Genomic DNA, 16,330 nt, shown 5'->3' with positions numbered 1-16,330 from the left:
AGATTCCCTAAAGAGCTACGACCAGGGGACGGTTCTGGATGTCCTCCTAAAGGAGGAGACCGCCGAGAAACACCTGGTGAACAAGGGGAACACCGGGTCGATAGGCCAGATGCACGTAAGAAGGGGCGTCCAGCACGACGAGGTCCGCGCGGGCTCCCGGCCTCAGCCATCCTACGTCTGTACGCCGCAGCGCGCGGGCCCCACCACGCGTCGCGGCCCTGACCGCCTCCAGCGGCGTCATGCCCATCTCCCGTACGGCCAGCGCCACGCAGAACGCCATCGACGAGGTGTACGACGACCCGGGATTGCAGTCGGTGGCCAGCGCGACGACCGCCCCCGCGTCGAGCAGCTTGATCCCGTCGAACAGCACAGTGGTCATCGGACCCGTCCAATCGCCTCGGTCAGCATGGCGCCCACGTCACCCAGCGTGTGCCGGCCCTGCGACACGACGCGCCGGCCACCCGAGACGACCGAGTGCACGTCGGCTGCCGTAGCCGCGAACACCACCGCCTCCAGCCCGCCGGCACCCGCCGTACGGACCGAGTCGAGGCGTACCGAGACCAGGTCGGCCCACGCGCCCGGCACGAGCAGCCCGGCGTCGGGGAAGCCCAGCGAGGTGTGGCCCGCGCCGGCGGCGGCGGTCAGGAGCTCGGCGGCGCGCCAGTGGCCGCGTTCGCCGGTGGCCAGCCGTTCGTCCAGCTCGACCGCGCGGGCCTCCTCGAACAGGTCGATGACGGCATGGCTGTCGGAGCCGAGCGTGATCGGCGCGCCGTGGTCGAACAGCGTCCTGGCGGGCCCGATGCCGTCGGCGAGGTCGCGTTCGGTGGTGGGGCACATGCAGATGTGCGTGCCCGACTGGGCGAGCAGCTCGATGTCGACGTCGCTCAGGTGGGTGGCGTGCACGGCGGTGGACCGCGGCCCGAGCACGCCCCGTTCGTGCAGCACCTGCACCGGGCTGGCCGCGTACATCTCCACGCACGCGGCGTTCTCCGCCCGCTGCTCGGAGACGTGCGCGTGCAGCGGCGCGGCATGGTGGTGGGAGAACTCGGCGATCACCGGCATCTGCTCCGGCGGCACGGCCCGCACCGAGTGCACGGCCGCGCCGATCTCCACGTCGTGCTGCCCCTCGTAGGCGGCGGCCAGGTCGCCGGCCCGGGTCGCCCACCGGTCGGCGTCGCCGTCCCCGAAGCGCACCTGCGCCCCCGCCAGGCCCGTGCCGCCACCGGCCGCCGAGCCGGCCGCCGTGCCCATGCCGATGCCGCCGGTCAGGTAGCAGGTGTCGAGCAGCGCGATGCGCAGGCCCGCGTCACGGGCGGCCTGGATGAGCGCGTGGCCCATCGCGTTCGCGTCCTCGTACGGCCGTCCGTCCGGCGCGTGGTGCAGATAGTGGAACTCGCCCACACAGGTGATCCCGGCCAGCGCCATCTCCGCGTAGGCGGCCCTGGCCAGCGCCAGGTAGCTGTCGGGGTCGAGCGCCGCGGCCACCTCGTACATCCGGTCGCGCCACGTCCAGAAGTCGCCCGCGCCCGCCTGCGTGGCCCCGCGCAGCGCCCGGTGGAAGGCGTGGGAGTGGGCGTTGGCCAGGCCGGGGATGGTCAGGCCCGCCAGGCGTTCGGCGCCGCCCGGCTCCCCTCGGGTCACGTCGGCGATGCGGGCCCCGTCGACCTCGACGAGCACGCTTTCGGCGACGCCGTCGGGCAGCCAGGCGTGTTCGCACCAGTAGGTCACCAACACAGGTCCTCCAGAACGTTCGCGAGGGCGACGACTCCCGATTCGCAGTCTGCCTGCTCAGGCTGCTCATCAGGGTGGTGGGACACGGTAGTGAATGGATCCATTCAGTTGACCGGGCCCGCGCTGGGCCGCAGCATGAGTTCGGTCAGATGGGCGTCGGGTCCGGCGTTGAGGGCGGCCAGCACCGCGCGGGCCACGGACTCGGGTGTGAGGTACTTGTCCGGCTCGAACTCGCCGCCCTCCTGAGCGCGGACGCCCCGCTGCATGTCGGTGGCCACCCGACCTGGGTAGACGGTCGTCACCTTGAGGTCGGTCTCCTCCTGGCGCAGCGCGTCGGCGAAGGCCCGCAGCGCGAACTTGCTCGCCGCGTAGGCGCCCCAGCCGGGGTTCGCCCGGAGCCCGGCGCCGGAGTTGACGCAGACCACGTGACCGCCGGCCCGCCTGAGCGCGGGCAGCACCAGCCGGGTGAGCTCGGCAACGGCTATCACGTTGAGCTCCATCGTCTCCCGCCACGCGCCGGCGGTGAGTTCCGCGAGCTTGCCGAGTGTGCCGATCCCGGCGCTGTGCACGAGCACGTCGAGCCGCTCGACGCCCGCCACGTCGGCCTCGGCGATCTCGGTCAGCTCCACCGGCCACGCCCTCGCGTCGGGCAGCCCGGCCGCCAGGGCGGCGAGCGCGTCGCCGTCACGGCCGCCGAGTATGACGTGGTGCGTGGGCCCCAGCGCCCTGGCGATCGCCTCGCCGATACCACGAGACGCGCCGGTGACCAGCGCGGTTGGTCGTTCAGTCATGCGGATCAGTTTATGACCTTGACAGGCATTCAAATTTGAATACAAACTTGAGTATGTCTTCGACGCGCGTTCTCATCCTCGGTTGCCTGCTCGACAAGCCGCTCAACGGATATCAGGTCCGCAGGCACCTGGAGGTGATGGGCGCGGAGCACTGGGCCAACGTGGCGTTCGGCTCGATCTACCACGGGCTGGGCAAGATGGCCGAGGAGGGCCTGCTTGAGGTGGTCGAGAGCGGCAAGGGCGGCAAGACGGTCTACGAGGTCACCGAGGCGGGCCGGCTGGAGTTCCGTCGCCTGCTGCTGCAGAACTGGTACGACGTCAAACCGATCGTCGACCCCTTCCAGGTCGCGCTCACGTTCATGGACCGCCTGACCAAACAGGAGATCCTTGACTCGCTCCACGGCAGGATCCGCCAGCTCAAGATGTCCATCGAGGCGATGGAGAGCGCCTACGGCGTCAAACAGCGCTACGGCGCCCCCCGGCACGTGGACGAGAACCTCCGTCTGAGCACGGACATGCTCGCCGCCCAGCTCGCCTGGGCCGAGAAGGCGGTCACCAGGGTCGAAGCAGACGAACTTCCTTAAGGAGCCCACAAATGATCATCGATGCGCACGACTTACGCAAGACATTCACGACCAGGAGCAGGAAGGGCACGCAGACCGTGGAAGCGGTCCGGGGCGTCGACCTCGAAGTGCGGAAGGGCGAGATCTTCGGCGTCCTCGGCCCGAACGGCGCCGGCAAGACCACCACGATCAGGATGCTCGCCACCCTGATCACGCCCGACTCCGGCACGGCCGCCATCGCCGGGCACGACCTGCTCAAGGCACCCGGCGCCGTCCGCCGCAACCTGGGCTACGTCAGCCAGGCCGGCGGGGTGGAGGAGAATACCACTCCGCGGGCGCAGATCACGATGGCCGCGAAGATCCACAACCTGCCCGACCCGGCCGGGGCCACGGCCGACGTGCTCGGCCGGTTCGACCTGACGGAGATGGCCGACCGGCCGGGCAGTACGCTCTCCGGCGGCCAGAAGCGGCGGGTGGCCATCGCGCTCGGGCTGGTGCACAGCCCGCCCCTGCTCTTCCTCGACGAGCCCACCACCGGGCTCGACCCCCAGAACCGGGCCAACCTCTGGGACCGCATCAGGCAGTTGCGCGAGCTCGGCACCAGCGTGCTGCTCAGCACCCACTACCTCGACGAGGCCGACGCCCTGTGCGACCGGCTGGTGATCGTCGATCACGGCCAGGTGGTGGCCGAGGGCACGCCGGGCGAGCTCAAGCGCGAGGTGTCCGGCGACGTCGTCACGCTCAGGCTGGACGAGCCGGACCGCGCCGCCGAGACGCTCAAGCCGTACGCGCGTGAGACCCGCGTCGACCACGACGTGCTGCGCGTGTACGTCGACGACGGCGAGCACACACTGCCCACGCTGCTGCGGGCGCTGGAGGAGCAGGATCTCCGCCTGTCCTCGATCGCGCTCGACCGCGCCACCCTCGACGACGTCTTCCTGGCCAAGACCGGCCGATCCCTTCGCGACGCGGGAGCCGCCGCATGATCCGCCACACCCTGCTGTTCCTGACGTACGAGCTGCGCAACACCTTCAGGAACCCGATCTGGCCGCTGTTCGGCATCGTGCAGCCGGTGGTGTACCTGCTGCTGTTCGGCCCGCTGGTGGCGGGATCCTCCGGGCAGCCCATCTCCGCGCAGCTCACGAGCTTCGCGCCGGGCATGCTGGTGATCACCGCGCTGTTCGGGGCGATCGGCGTCGGCTACGGCATGATCTACGAGCTGCGCAGCGGCGTCCTGGAACGCATCGCCGTCAGCCCCGCCTGGCGCCCGGCGATCGTGCTCGGCCGGACCCTCCGAGACGGGGTCGTGCTGGTGCTCCAGTCGATCGTGGTGATCGTGATCGCGCTGGCCATGGGCATGCGCGCCAGCCTGCCGGGACTCGTCATCACGGTGCTGCTCATCGCGGTGACCGGCCTGTTCTCCTCCGGCATCGGATACGGCCTGGCGCTGTCGCTGCGCGACGAGAACGGCATGGCGCAGATCATGCAGTTCTTCGCCCTGCCCATCATGCTGCTGTCGGGGGCGCTGCTGCCGATGACGCTGGCGCCGGAGTGGATGCAGAAGGTGGCCCTGTTCAACCCGATGTACCACCCAGTGGTGGCCGGCCGGGCGCTGTTCGCGGGCGATCTGACCGACGTGTCGATCCCGATCGCGTTCGCCGTCATGCTGGGCCTGGCCGCGCTGACCGTGAGCTGGTCGGTGCGCTCGCTACGCCGGATCGCCGGCTGAGCCGGTTCGGACGGTCAGGCCGGTTCGGACGGATCGCTGGTTAGGAACGTGCCGGTCTCGTCGGTCATCCGCTCGTACTCCTCCAGCCGGGCCTGAGTGCGCAGCGGCGCGGCGTCGGCCATGGCCTCGACCAGCGCCATGGCCAGCGCGAGCGGCGCCGCGTGCGAGTCGAACACGAGCCGATCCCCCACCGGCGCGTCGAGCACCACCTCGGCGGGGAAATCGGCCTTGTCACAGATGACGGCGATCCGCAGGCCCAGTTTCTCCGCGTACTCCAGGGCGTGCATGACCTCGGCCGGATATCGCGGCAGCACCACGGCGAGCAGCCAGTCCGCGCCGGCCCGGCGCGCGGCGTGCAACCCGTCGATCAGCTCCGAGCCGCCGTGCGTCAGCAGCCGTACGTCGGGATGGATCCGGCGCGCGTAGTAGGCGAAGGTGGTGGCCAGCCCGCAGGAGACCCGGAGCCCCAGCACCGGGAGTGGCTCGGTGGCGGCCAGAGACTCCCCCAGCTCCTTGAGCGGGAAGCCCGCCAGCCGCTCCCTGACGGCGGCCAGATTCCTGATCTCGCTGTCGATGGCGCCCTGGAGCAGATTCTCCTCCGGCGGGCCGCCCAGCACCAGCGGACGCAGCGCCTGCCGCAGCTCGGGGTAGCCGGCGAAGCCGAGCACCATGGCGAACCTGGTCACGGACGGCTGGCTCACTCCTGACCGCTCGGCCAGTTCGACGCTGGACAGGAAGATCGCCTCATCGAGATGCTCGGACAGGTAGTGCGCGATCCGTCGCTGCACGGGAGACAGCCGCCGCCCGTCGAGAAGCCCGCCAAGACCGCTGTGGTATCCGCCCGTCACGCCACCTGCAACACCACCTGTCCGACTTCTCATCCCACCTGAATGAACGCATTCATCTATGTCACTCGCGGAGTACTAACTCACCAGGAACTGGGTCGCGGCCAGTTCGCGATAAAGATCGTCCTCCCCCACCAGCTCGGCATGGGTGCCGACCGCGCGCACCCCGCCCGCCTCCATGACCACGATGCGGTCCGCGTTGGTCACCGTGGACAGCCGGTGCGCGATGACCAGCACGGTCGTCTCGGCGGCCACCTCGGCGATGACCTCGCGCAGCCGGAGCTCGTTGACCGCGTCGAGCTGCGAGGTCGCCTCGTCCAGCAGGAGCAGCCTGGGCTTGCGCAGCAGTGCCCTGGCGATCGCCACCCGCTGCCGCTCGCCGCCCGACAGCAGCACGCCCCGGTGCCCGACGGCCGTGTCGAGCCCCTCGGGCAGCCTGGACACCAGGTCGTCGAGGCGGGTACGGACGATCGCCCGCCGCAACTCCTCCTCGGTGGCGTCCTGGGCGGCGAAGAGCAGGTTCTCCTTGAGCGTGCCCGCCAGCACGGGCGCGTCCTGCTCGACGTAGCCGAGTGTGGCCCGCAACTCGGCGAGCGGCCAGTCGCGGATGTCGCGGCCGTCGACCGTGATCCTGCCGTCCTGGTGCTCGTAGAACCGTTCCAGCAGGGCGAACACCGTCGACTTGCCCGCCCCCGACGGCCCCACGAGCGCGGTCAGCCCGCCGGGCGGCACCTCGAAGCTGACTCCGTCGTGCACGGTCGGCCGGTCGTCCCCGTAGCGGAACACCACGTCCTCGAACCGCACACCCACGGGGTCCCCCGCGCCGAGCGCCGTCGTGACCGTGGCACCGACGGGCTCGGCGGGCAGGTCCTCGATCTCCTTGATCCGCTTCATCGCCGCCAGGCCCTGCTGGAGCTGCACCATGCCCTCGACGATCTGCCCGATGGGCGCCACCAGGTAGAACAGGTACAGCAGGAACGCGATCAGCGACGAGACCTCCAGCGCGCCGGAGGCGACCCGCGACCCGCCGACGGCCAGCACGCACAGGAAGGCGATCTGCACCGCCATCCAGGTCGCCACCCCGGCCAGCGAGGTCCACCCGGCCACCTGCAGGCCCCGGTCGCGAGCGCGCTCGGCGGCGCCGCCGACGACCGCGATCTCGCGCTCCTCCGCGCCACTGGCCTTGACCGTGCGGTACGCCTGCAGCGCCCGGTCGAGCACGGCGCCCATCTCGCCGACGGCCTCCTGGGCCTGCTTCTGCGCCCGCTGGATCCGGGGCATCACCAGCCCGGTCAGCCCGCCGATCACCACCACCACGAGCAGCGTGACCAGCAGCAGCACGCCGTCCATGGTCGCCATCATGATGATCGCGCCGACCAGCATGAACACCGCGCCGATCGAGTTCACGATCCCGTTCGTCAGTACGGCCCGCAGCAGCGTCGTGTCACCGGTCACCCGCGACAGCAGGTCGCCGGGCTGGAGCCGGTCCACGTCGGCGACCTTGAGCCGGAACAGCCGATCGACGAGCCGGCGCCGCGCGCCCAGCACGATGCCCTCGCCCGTGCGCTCCATCAAGTACGTGCCCAGCGCCGAGACCACCGCCCCGACCAGCACCGCCACGGTCAGCCCGAGTAACGGCCCGGCCATCGACGTGTTCTGGCCGAAGGCGTCCACCACGTACTTGGCCAGCAACGGCATCGCCAGACCGGCCGCCGAGCCGACCAGACCCAGCAACCCACCGAGGATCAAGATCCTCCGGTGCGGGCGTATGTAGGCGAGCAGCTCTCTGATCACCATGTTCTCCTCTCGCGATATATCCCGACATCCCCAACGAACGGCGGATCAGATTCCACACCCGTCAACCTAAATTGACGACCAAAGTATGTCAACTTTGATTGACCTCTCATTCTCTGGGAGGAGAGACACATCCGATCGCGGAGCGGCGACGAATAGGCGGTCGAGGAACCCGGCCGGAACCTCTCGCTAACGATCAGCCCTCTCGAAAGGACCGAACATGGAGCTCCGGATCAACCGGCGCGCTCTAGTCGGACTGGGCGTCGCGGTGGCGTTGACCGCCTCCTCGTTCGCCCTGCTTCGTACCGACTCCGGCACCGCTTCCTCGCACCGCGAGGCACCGATGATCGCGGGGGACCCGCGTAACGACAACACCGACGTGTACGCGTTCGTCAGCCCCGACAAGGCCGACACGGTGACACTGCTGTCCAACTGGATCCCGTTCCAGGAACCGCAGGGCGGCCCGAACTTCTACACGTTCGACACCAAGTCCCGCTACAACATCAAGATCGACAACGATGGCGACGCCCAGCCCGACATCGTGTACCAGTGGACGTTCCGCGATGAGGACCGGCGCGGCAACGACACGTTCCTGTACAACAACGGGCCCGTCACCTCGCTGAACGACGAGAACCTGCTCTTCCGCCAGCGCTACACGCTCAAGAGGCTCACCGAGCACGGCAGCAGGACGCTCGTCTCGAACGGCATCGTCGCGCCGAGCAACGTCGGCCCCGCCTCGATGCCCGACTACGGCACGCTGCGCGCCCAGTCCCTGAAGGGCCTCCCGCACGGCGGCAAGGCCTACGCCGGCCAGTCCGACGAGGCGTTCTTCCTGGACCTGCGCGTCTTCGACCTGCTCTACGGCGGCAACCTGTCCGAGGTCGGCCAGGACACCACCAAGGGCTACAACGTGAGCACCCTGGCCGTCCAGGTGCCCGCCAGCGACCTGGCGCTCAAGGGCGACGTCGGGCGCAACCCGGTGATCGGTGTCTGGTCCACCACGGACAAGTGGAGCCCGAACGGCTACGCCCAGGTCTCGCGCCTGGGCAACCCGCTGGTCAACGAGGTCGTCATGCCCGCCGGCCTGAAGGACGCGTTCAACTCGCTGCCCCCGGTCAAGGACGCCGGCATCCCGGAAGTGGTCAAGCGGGTCACCGACCCCGAGGTGGCCAGGCTGCTGGAGGGCATCTACGGCATCAAGGCGCCCGCGACCCCGCGCGGCGACCTGGTCGAGATCTTCCTGACCGGCATCGCCAAGGGCAACGGGCCGATCAAGGCCGACCTGAACTCGCAGACCCTCAACAAGGACGCCGGCAAGCTGCGGCCCTCCGAGATGCTGCGGCTCAACATGGCGGTTCCGCCGTCCAAGGACCCCAACCGTCTCGGCGTGCTGGCCGGTGACCTGCAGGGCTTCCCGAACGGCCGCCGCCTGTCCGACGACGTCGTGGACATCGCGCTGCAGGCCGTGGCCGGTGCCGCGCTGTCGGGCAAGCTCGTCCCGGGCCTGACGGACAAGGTCGACCAGAACGACAAGCCCTTCTTCCAGTCCTTCCCGTACATCCCGCTGCCCAGCAACGTGGCTGTGAACAAGCGGTGAAGCCCGACCGGCCGGCCTCCTCTCCGGGCCGGTCGGTCCTCCTCCGCGGCGGGCCCGTCTCCCACACTCCCGCCGCGACCCCGGCCGGCTGGCCGTGCCCCCCGTCAGGGCCAGCCGGCCCTCGACCCGTCTCCGCCGACCCCTTCCGATCTCCGGAGCCTTGGATGCGATCCCTCGCCATAGCCGGTGGCCTCGTCGTGGCCGGCGCGCTGGCCATCACGGCCTACGCCGTGTATGCCCCGCCAGAGACAGCCACCGTGACCACCCAGAACGTGACCTTCACCGAGACGCTGCAGTCCCGCCTGAAGCGCCTGCCCGGCGACTATCGAAGCTGGGCCCAGCTCGGCCTGGAGTACGTCGACCAGGCCAGAGTCACCGGCGACCCGTCGTACTACACCAAGGCCGAAGGCGCCCTGGCCACCGCGACCCGTCTGAACGCCGCCGACGACGCGGTGCTGACCGGCCAGGCGGCGCTCGCCGCCGGCCGCCACGAGTTCTCCGACGCGGTACGGCTGGCGCAACGGGCCATCGGCGCCAACCCGTACAGCGCGGCGGCGCACGGCATCCTGGCCGACGCCAAGACACAGCTCGGCGACCTGAGCGGCGCCTCGAAGGCCGTGGACAGGATGATGGGGCTGCGCCCCGGAGTGGCGGCGTTCGCCCGCGCCTCCTACGCGGCCGAGCTCCGTGGCGACCGGACGAAGGCCCGCGAGTTCCTGGAGTACGCCCAGAACGACGCCTACGCCCCGGCGGACATCGCCTACACCCGCTACTACCTGGGCGAGCTGGCCCTGCACTCGGGCGACCTGGCCGAGGCCGGCACCTGGTACGCCAAGGCGCTCCAGGCCTACCCCGCCTACACCCCGGCGGTCGCCGGACAGGCCAGGGTCGCCGCGCTCAGCGGGCGGACGGCCGAGGCCCTCGACCTCTACCGGCGGGTGGTCGAACGGCTGCCGCTGTCCCAGTACCTCATCGAGCAGGGCGAGACCCGGATCAAGGCGGGCCTGAAGCCCGACTGGACCCTGCTGGAGGCCCAGCGGAAGCTGCTGCGGGCCGCCGGCGTGCGGGACGACCTCACCTGGGCCGAGTTCGAGGCCGACCACGGCGACCCGGCGACGGCCGTACGGCATGCCAGGGCCGAGTACGCGCGCAACCCCAACCTCGTCGCCGCCGACGCGCTCGGCTGGGCCCTGTTCAAGGCGGGCAAGCCGGGCGAGGCGCTGCCGTACGCGAAGAAGGCCACCTCGACCGGCTGGCGCAACCCGCTGCTCGCCTACCACCGCGCCCGGATCGAGCGCGCGCTCGGCAAGCCCGCGCGCGTGGCCCCGGGCTTCGATCCGTCTCTGTCCGCACTGGCGAGGTTCTCATGAGAGTGCTCCGGCTCGGCCTGCTCGTAGGCCTGCTGTTGTCGATGGGCGTGTCGGTCCTGTTCACGACCGCGGCGCGGGCGGAGACGGCGGCCAGGCATCCGCTCGGCAACTTCACCGTCAACCACTACAACGGGCTGCGCGTGCGGCCCGACCGGGTGGAGAACAAGGCGGTCGTGGACGCCGCCGAACTGCCGACGCTCCAGGCCAAACCGGGCGTGGACGCCTCGTACGCGGCCAGGACCTGCGCCACGCTGGCCGCCGCCCAGCGCCTCACCATCGGTGGCACGGCGGTGCCGTGGCGGGTGTCGGGTTCGGAGTTCGCGTACGCGCCCGGGCAGGGCGGCCTGCAGACCAGCCGCCTGACCTGCCGACTCGTCGCCGAGGCCCGTGTGTCGGGCACGGTGTCCTTCGCCGACGCGTTCGAGCAGGACCGGATCGGCTGGCGGGAGATCACCGCCGTCGGCGACGGCCTACGGCTGACCCAGTCGTCCGTGCCGTCGGCCAGTGTGAGCGACGAGCTGCGCAAGTACCCCGAGGACCTGCTGACCAACCCGCTCGACCAGCGCACGGCCACCGTCACGGTCGGCGGCGCGGCCTCCGTCCTGTCCGGCGGCGGCTCCCCCGGCTCGGGCGGTACGCCGTCCGGGCTCGGCACGATCAGCGTCGGCGGGCCGATCGGGGACGCGCTGGCGGCGCTGGACCGGACGTTCACCGGCCTGATCGGCGCCGACTCGCTGACGGTGCCGCTCGGGCTGCTGGCCGTGGGTCTGGCGATGCTGCTCGGGGCCGGGCACGCGCTGATCCCCGGGCACGGCAAGACGATCATGGCCGCGTACCTGGCCGGGCGGCGCGGGCGGCCGCGTGACGCCCTGGTCGTGGGAGCCACGGTTACCGCCACGCACACGGCCGGGGTGCTGGTGGTGGGGCTGCTGCTGAGCGCGTTCACCGCGCTGGCCGGGGAGTCGGTGCTGGGGTGGCTGGGGGTGGCCAGCGGCGTGCTGATCGCCTTCATCGGCCTGCGCCTGCTCCTGTCCACCCGCCGCTCCTCCGGCCACGGACATGGACATGGACATGGACATGGACACGGTCATGGTCATGGTCATGGGGACGAGCACGGGGACGAGCACGGGGACGAGCACGGGCATGGCCACGAGCACGGGCATGGGCACGAGCACGGGCATGGGCACGAACGCTCGACGCGGGCCGGTCTGCTAGGGATGGGGGTGGCGGGCGGGCTGGTGCCGAGCCCGTCGGCGCTCATCGTGCTGCTGGGGGCGATCGCGCTGGGCCGTACCTGGTTCGGGGTGGCGCTGGTCACCGCGTACGGCATCGGCATGGCGGCGACGCTCACCGTCACGGGCCTGCTGCTGGTCAAGCTCGTCGACCGCCTCGAACGCCGCGCCTCGCGGGGGCGTGGCCTGGCCGCCCGGCTGTCCACCCTGGCGCCGCTGGGCACGGCCGGCATGGTGATGCTGCTGGGCGCGGGCCTGGCCCTCCGCTCGGCCATCGCCCTCTAGGGCGCCCGCGCTAGGTGGGCCGGCGGCCGCGTCGGGTGGAGGGCAGGTCGTGGCGTCCCGAGACGAACTCCTGGAAGGCGATCTTGGCCCTGATCACCGGCCGGCGCCACCGTTCCTCCCGGTGCGCGGCCTTGGCCAGCTTCCGCGGCGAGCGCTTCTGGTAGAACAGGTGGGCCCACGGAGAGCCCGGCCTGGCCAGGCGTATCGCGCAGACCACCAGGAGCACCGGTACGAACAGCCCGACCATCCCGGTCCAGATCTTGCCCTTCGACAGGGTGATGACGGCGAGCACCATGTTCGCCACGATCAGCACACCCGGGTTGACCGGCGTCCCGTAGTCGAACGTCAGCGGCCGGAGCCCGGTGAGCAGCAGCCCCGTCACCGCGACCGCGATGAACACCGCGTCGACCGAGGTGCGCCCCTCTTCCTCCCAGTAGACGTCGTGCAGGTGCAGGATCAGCGCGAACTCGTCCAGCACCAGTGCCGACCCGATCCCGAAGACGGCGGCCGCGGCGGCGTAGGCCACCTGCGAGGCCGACGACACGATCAGCCCGCTGACCCCGCCGAGCAGCATGAGCACGACCCCGAACACCACGTGGTGGATGTGCATCTCACCCACGTTGACGTTACGGAACCAGCCGAGCTTCGCCCTGATCAGCCGCACATTGACGCGGGTGGCCACGAAGGCCGCGATGAGCGCGACGAAGAAACAGAGCAGCGGCAGCCGTCCTGTCACGACGATGTTCAGCTCGAACCAGTTCTCCATGACCTTGGAACTGATGTTACGAGCCCCTTCGCCCTCCCCTGACCGCAAGGTCCGGGAAACGAGGAAACGAGCCTCGCGACAGGGCTTCAGGCCAGGAACGCGCGCAGCAGCGCCGCCGTGCCTTCCAGGTGCTCGGAGACCGCTCGACGGGCCCCTTCCGGGTCGCCGGCCAGGATGGCCGCCACGATCGCCTCGTGCTGGAGGGCGGAGTGGTCGAGGTTCACCTGGAGCATCGGGATGGCGTTGAGGAGGTCGCTGACCCGCAGGCGCGCGTCGGCGCAGGCGGTGGCGAGCAGGGGGGAGCCGGTCAGTTCGGCGATCGACAGGTGGAAGGCCGTGTCCAGGCGCCGGTAGTCCTCGACGCCCGCCTTGTTGAGGTCGGCGAGCCGGCCGCGCAGAAGGGCGCGCTGGGCTTCGGTGAGTGTGGCCGCCGCCAGGACCTCCGCCGCCCCGCATTCCACGGCCATCCGGAAGGTCAGCGCGTCGGTGAGGTCGGCCGAGCCCATGTCGGCCACCGCCCTGCGCAGGTCGCCGCTTTCGGGCTGGGGAGGGGCGTAGGTGACGAAGGCGCCGCCGTACCGGCCGCGCCGCACCTCGAGGTAACCGGCGTCCTGGAGCGCCCGGATCGCCTCGCGCAGGGTCACCCTGCTGATGCCGAGCTGGACCGCGAGCTCGCGCTCCGGGGGCAGCTTCCGGCCCGGCGCGACCATGCCAAGCTTGATCGCCTGGAGCAGCCGTTCTACCGTTTCTTCGAAGGCGTTTCCTGCTCTGACCGGCCGTAACACCGTCATCAACCGCGCCGAGTCGTCCAACGTGTCCTCAGGTCTTGACAAGCGATCCCCATATGCACATCAATGGTCTAAGAGTAGCCCAATTAGCCCGAAAGCGAGCGAACTTCCGTGAGCGAGCGAGGTCTTCCAGAACCCGGCCCCCTGTCCGTCGACGAGCTGCGTGACGAGGTGGCCGCCGGGCGGGTCGACACCGTGCTGCTCGCGATCGCCGACATGCAGGGCCGGTTGCAGGGCAAGCGCCTGTCGGCGCGCTATTTCCTGAACGAGGTGCTCGGGCACGGCTCCGAGGGCTGCAACTACCTGCTCGCCGTGGACGTCGACATGAACACGGTCGATGGCTACGCGATGTCCTCGTGGGACCGCGGCTACGGCGATTTCGTGATGAAGCCCGATTTTTCCACGTTGCGGTGGGTCCCATGGCAGGAGGGGACCGTCATGCTCATGGCGGACCTGGCCTGGGAGAACGACGAGGACGTGACCGCCTCGCCGCGGCAGATCCTGCGCAGGCAGCTCACCCGGCTCGCCGACCGCGGCCTGGCCGCCTTCGTGGGCACCGAGCTGGAGTTCGTGGTGTACGAGGACAGCTACGAGGACGCGTGGAAGCGCGGCTACCGCGACATGACCCCCGCGAACCTCTACAACGTCGACTACTCCCTCCTCGGTACGGCCCGCATCGAACCCCTCCTTCGCCGGATAAGGCGGGACATGGAGGGAGCTGGGCTGTACGTCGAGTCCGCCAAGGGCGAGTGCAACCTGGGCCAGCACGAGATCGCCTTCCGCTACGACGAGGCGCTGAAGACCTGCGACAACCATTCCATCTACAAGAACGGCGCCAAGGAGATCGCGGCTCAGGAGGGCAAGTCGATCACCTTCATGGCCAAGCCGAACGCACGCGAGGGCAACTCCTGCCACATCCACATCTCACTGTGGAGCGTGGACGGAGACTCGGTCATGGCGGGCGACGGCCCGTACGGGCTCTCCGAGCTCGGCGCCCGCTTCATCGCCGGGCAACTGGCCTGCATGCGCGAGCTCACCCTCTTCTACGCCCCGAACATCAACTCCTACAAGCGCTACGTCCCCGGCAGCTTCGCCCCCACGGCCGTCAAGTGGGGCGTGGACAACCGCACCTGCTCGCTCCGGCTCGTCGGCCACGGGCAGTCGCTGCGGATAGAGAACCGGGTGCCGGGCGGCGACGTGAACCCGTACCTCGCGGTCGCGGCGCTGATCGCGGCCGGGCTGCACGGCATCGACGCGGAGCTGTCCCTGGAGGACGCGTTCGAGGGCAACGCCTACGAGTCCGGCGCCGAGACCGTGCCGCACACGCTGCGGGACGCGCTGGCGCTGTTCGAGGGGTCGAAGCTGGCACGCGAGACGTTCGGCGACGACGTGGTGGCGCACTATGCGAACAACGCCCGGGTCGAGCTGGCCGCCTTCGACGCGGCGGTCACGGACTGGGAGCTGTTCCGGGGTTTCGAGCGGATGTGAGCAAGATGCTGATCATCAATCCGGCGACGGAGGAAGTCCTCGCCGACATCGAGCAGGCCGACGCGGCCGAGGTCGACCGGGCCGTGGAGCGTGCCAGGCGGGCCTATGGGAGCTGGCGCGACGTGGCGCCCGGCGACCGGGCGCGGCTGCTGCGCCGCTTCGCCGATCTGGTGGACGAGCACCGCGAGGAGCTGGCCCTGCTGGAGCTCACGAACTCCGGCCACCCGATCGGCAACGCCCGCTGGGAGGCGGGCGCGGTACGCGACGTGCTGCACTTCTTCGCCGCCGCGCCCGAACGCAACCACGGCAAGCAGATCCCGGTGCCCGGCGGCGTGGACATCACGTTCCAGGAGCCGCTGGGCGTGGTGGGCGTGATCGTGCCGTGGAACTTCCCGATGCTCATCATGAGCTGGGGCGTCGCCCCGGCGCTGGCGGCGGGCAACACGGTGATCGTCAAGCCCGCCGAATGGACCCCGCTGACCGCGCTGAGGCTGGCCGAGCTGGCCCTCGCCGCGGGCCTCCCCGAGGGGGTGTTCCAGGTGCTGCCTGGGGCAGGGGAGGTGGCGGGGGCCCGCCTGGTCGAGCACCCGGGGGTGGCCAAGATCGTGTTCACCGGCTCGACCGAGGTGGGCAAGCAGATCGCCGCCAAGGCGGCGGCCCAGGTCAAGCGCATCACCCTCGAACTAGGCGGCAAGAACGCAAATATCGTATTTGCGGACTCTGATCTCGAAAAAGCGGCGAAAACCGCGCCGTATGCCGTCTTCGATAACTCCGGCCAGGACTGCTGTGCCCGGTCGCGGATCCTGGTGCAGGCCGAGGTCTACGACGAGTTCCTGGAGCAGCTGGTGCCGGCCGTGCGGAACGTCAAAGTCGGCGACCCGCTCGACGAGAGCACCGAGATGGGCCCGCTGATCAGCGCCGAACATCTGGACCGGGTGCGCGGCTTCATCGACGGCCCTCCCTACCTTCAGGGCGACTGCCCGCAGGGCAAGGGGTTCTGGTTCCCGCCCACGGTCCTGACGACGGCGATCACCGACCGGACGTTCACCGAGGAGATCTTCGGGCCGGTGGTGTCGGTGGTGCCGTTCGCGGACGAGGCGGAGGCCGTACGCATCGCCAACAACACGCGCTACGGCCTGAGCGGCTCCATCTGGACCCGCGACGTCGGCCGGGCGCTGCGCGTCGCACGGGCCGTGGAGGCGGGCGCGCTGTCGGTGAACTCGCACTCGTCGGTGCGCCACTGGACGCCGTTCGGTGGCTTCAAGGAGTCCGGCCTCGGCCGGGAGCTGGGCCCGGACGCCCTCGCGGCGTTCACCGAGACCAAGAACGTCTTCATCTCAACGGAGTGAAC

At 70.2% G+C, this 16,330-nt stretch carries 14 protein-coding genes and 1 pseudogene; 8 read left to right on the top strand and 7 right to left on the bottom strand.

Annotated elements, in window-relative coordinates; genetic code table 11:
* Nucleotides 1–46: 46 nt before the first annotated feature.
* The 3 genes and pseudogenes from AB0F17_RS39375 to AB0F17_RS39365 all read right to left on the bottom strand — a co-directional run.
* Nucleotides 47–349: pseudogene (locus AB0F17_RS39375) on the bottom strand (amidohydrolase family protein); the annotation flags it as partial.
* 26 nt (nucleotides 350–375) lie between these two features.
* Nucleotides 376–1,734, bottom strand: coding sequence for a formimidoylglutamate deiminase (locus AB0F17_RS39370; RefSeq protein WP_358033740.1), 1,359 nt, complete (start codon nucleotides 1,732–1,734; stop codon nucleotides 376–378).
* 101 nt (nucleotides 1,735–1,835) lie between these two features.
* Nucleotides 1,836–2,522: an SDR family oxidoreductase gene (locus tag AB0F17_RS39365; protein WP_358033738.1), complete on the bottom strand. Its 687-nt coding sequence runs from the start codon at nucleotides 2,520–2,522 to the stop codon at nucleotides 1,836–1,838.
* Between the two features lie 53 nt (nucleotides 2,523–2,575).
* Between AB0F17_RS39365 and AB0F17_RS39360 the strand changes: the two genes are divergently transcribed.
* Genes AB0F17_RS39360 through AB0F17_RS39350 form a run of 3 tightly spaced genes read left to right on the top strand, consistent with a single transcriptional unit; the run spans nucleotide 2,576 to nucleotide 4,814 of the window.
* Nucleotides 2,576–3,106 carry a PadR family transcriptional regulator gene (locus tag AB0F17_RS39360; RefSeq protein WP_358033735.1) on the top strand — a complete coding sequence of 177 codons (531 nt, stop codon included), beginning with the start codon at nucleotides 2,576–2,578 and terminating at the stop codon, nucleotides 3,104–3,106.
* Between the two features lie 11 nt (nucleotides 3,107–3,117).
* Nucleotides 3,118–4,071 carry an ATP-binding cassette domain-containing protein gene (locus AB0F17_RS39355; protein WP_358033733.1) on the top strand — a complete coding sequence of 318 codons (954 nt, stop codon included), beginning with the start codon at nucleotides 3,118–3,120 and terminating at the stop codon, nucleotides 4,069–4,071.
* Nucleotides 4,068–4,814, top strand: coding sequence for an ABC transporter permease (locus AB0F17_RS39350; protein ID WP_358033731.1), 747 nt, complete (start codon nucleotides 4,068–4,070; stop codon nucleotides 4,812–4,814). Before AB0F17_RS39355 ends, AB0F17_RS39350 begins: the two co-directional genes overlap by 4 nt.
* A 14-nt stretch (nucleotides 4,815–4,828) precedes the next feature.
* Here the strand turns inward: AB0F17_RS39350 and AB0F17_RS39345 are convergent, their stop codons facing one another.
* Together AB0F17_RS39345 and AB0F17_RS39340 are read right to left on the bottom strand one after the other, a co-directional pair.
* The gene (locus AB0F17_RS39345; RefSeq protein WP_358033729.1) at nucleotides 4,829–5,662 is read right to left on the bottom strand and encodes a MurR/RpiR family transcriptional regulator; all 834 of its coding nucleotides are present in this window, start codon (nucleotides 5,660–5,662) and stop codon (nucleotides 4,829–4,831) included.
* A 75-nt stretch (nucleotides 5,663–5,737) separates the two neighbouring features.
* Nucleotides 5,738–7,456, bottom strand: a complete 1,719-nt coding sequence (locus AB0F17_RS39340; protein ID WP_358033725.1) for an ABC transporter ATP-binding protein — start codon at nucleotides 7,454–7,456, stop codon at nucleotides 5,738–5,740.
* Between the two features lie 217 nt (nucleotides 7,457–7,673).
* On the opposite strand from AB0F17_RS39340, the gene AB0F17_RS39335 reads away from it, so the two are divergent.
* The 3 genes from AB0F17_RS39335 to AB0F17_RS39325 all read left to right on the top strand — a co-directional run bounded on the left by AB0F17_RS39335 (nucleotide 7,674) and on the right by AB0F17_RS39325 (nucleotide 11,937).
* Nucleotides 7,674–9,050 (top strand): DUF4331 domain-containing protein, encoded by a 1,377-nt coding sequence (locus tag AB0F17_RS39335; RefSeq protein ID WP_358033723.1) that lies wholly within the window; start codon nucleotides 7,674–7,676, stop codon nucleotides 9,048–9,050.
* Between the two features lie 164 nt (nucleotides 9,051–9,214).
* Nucleotides 9,215–10,420: a tetratricopeptide repeat protein gene (locus tag AB0F17_RS39330; protein ID WP_358033720.1), complete on the top strand. Its 1,206-nt coding sequence runs from the start codon at nucleotides 9,215–9,217 to the stop codon at nucleotides 10,418–10,420.
* On the top strand, nucleotides 10,417–11,937 hold the full coding sequence (locus tag AB0F17_RS39325; RefSeq protein WP_358033716.1) for a High-affinity nickel-transporter: 1,521 nt from the start codon (nucleotides 10,417–10,419) through the stop codon (nucleotides 11,935–11,937). Before AB0F17_RS39330 ends, AB0F17_RS39325 begins: the two co-directional genes overlap by 4 nt.
* A gap of 10 nt (nucleotides 11,938–11,947) precedes the next feature.
* On the opposite strand, the gene AB0F17_RS39320 is transcribed toward AB0F17_RS39325, so the two are convergent.
* A complete protein-coding gene (locus AB0F17_RS39320) occupies nucleotides 11,948–12,703 on the bottom strand; it encodes a hypothetical protein (RefSeq protein WP_358033713.1) in 756 nt (251 codons plus the stop codon).
* 86 nt (nucleotides 12,704–12,789) lie between these two features.
* Nucleotides 12,790–13,494, bottom strand: coding sequence for an FCD domain-containing protein (locus AB0F17_RS39315; protein WP_358033876.1), 705 nt, complete (start codon nucleotides 13,492–13,494; stop codon nucleotides 12,790–12,792).
* 108 nt (nucleotides 13,495–13,602) lie between these two features.
* Between AB0F17_RS39315 and AB0F17_RS39310 the strand changes: the two genes are divergently transcribed.
* Both AB0F17_RS39310 and AB0F17_RS39305 read left to right on the top strand, forming a co-directional pair.
* Nucleotides 13,603–14,979, top strand: a complete 1,377-nt coding sequence (locus AB0F17_RS39310; protein WP_358033710.1) for a glutamine synthetase family protein — start codon at nucleotides 13,603–13,605, stop codon at nucleotides 14,977–14,979.
* Nucleotides 14,976–16,328 carry an aldehyde dehydrogenase family protein gene (locus tag AB0F17_RS39305; RefSeq protein ID WP_358033707.1) on the top strand — a complete coding sequence of 451 codons (1,353 nt, stop codon included), beginning with the start codon at nucleotides 14,976–14,978 and terminating at the stop codon, nucleotides 16,326–16,328. Before AB0F17_RS39310 ends, AB0F17_RS39305 begins: the two co-directional genes overlap by 4 nt.
* Nucleotides 16,329–16,330: the final 2 nt, after the last annotated feature.

The organism is Nonomuraea sp. NPDC026600, from assembly GCF_040638335.1.
GTDB lineage: Bacteria > Actinomycetota > Actinomycetes > Streptosporangiales > Streptosporangiaceae > Nonomuraea.
Note: the sequence above shows the minus strand (reverse complement) of the source record. Positions and strands in the feature narration are given on the sequence as shown.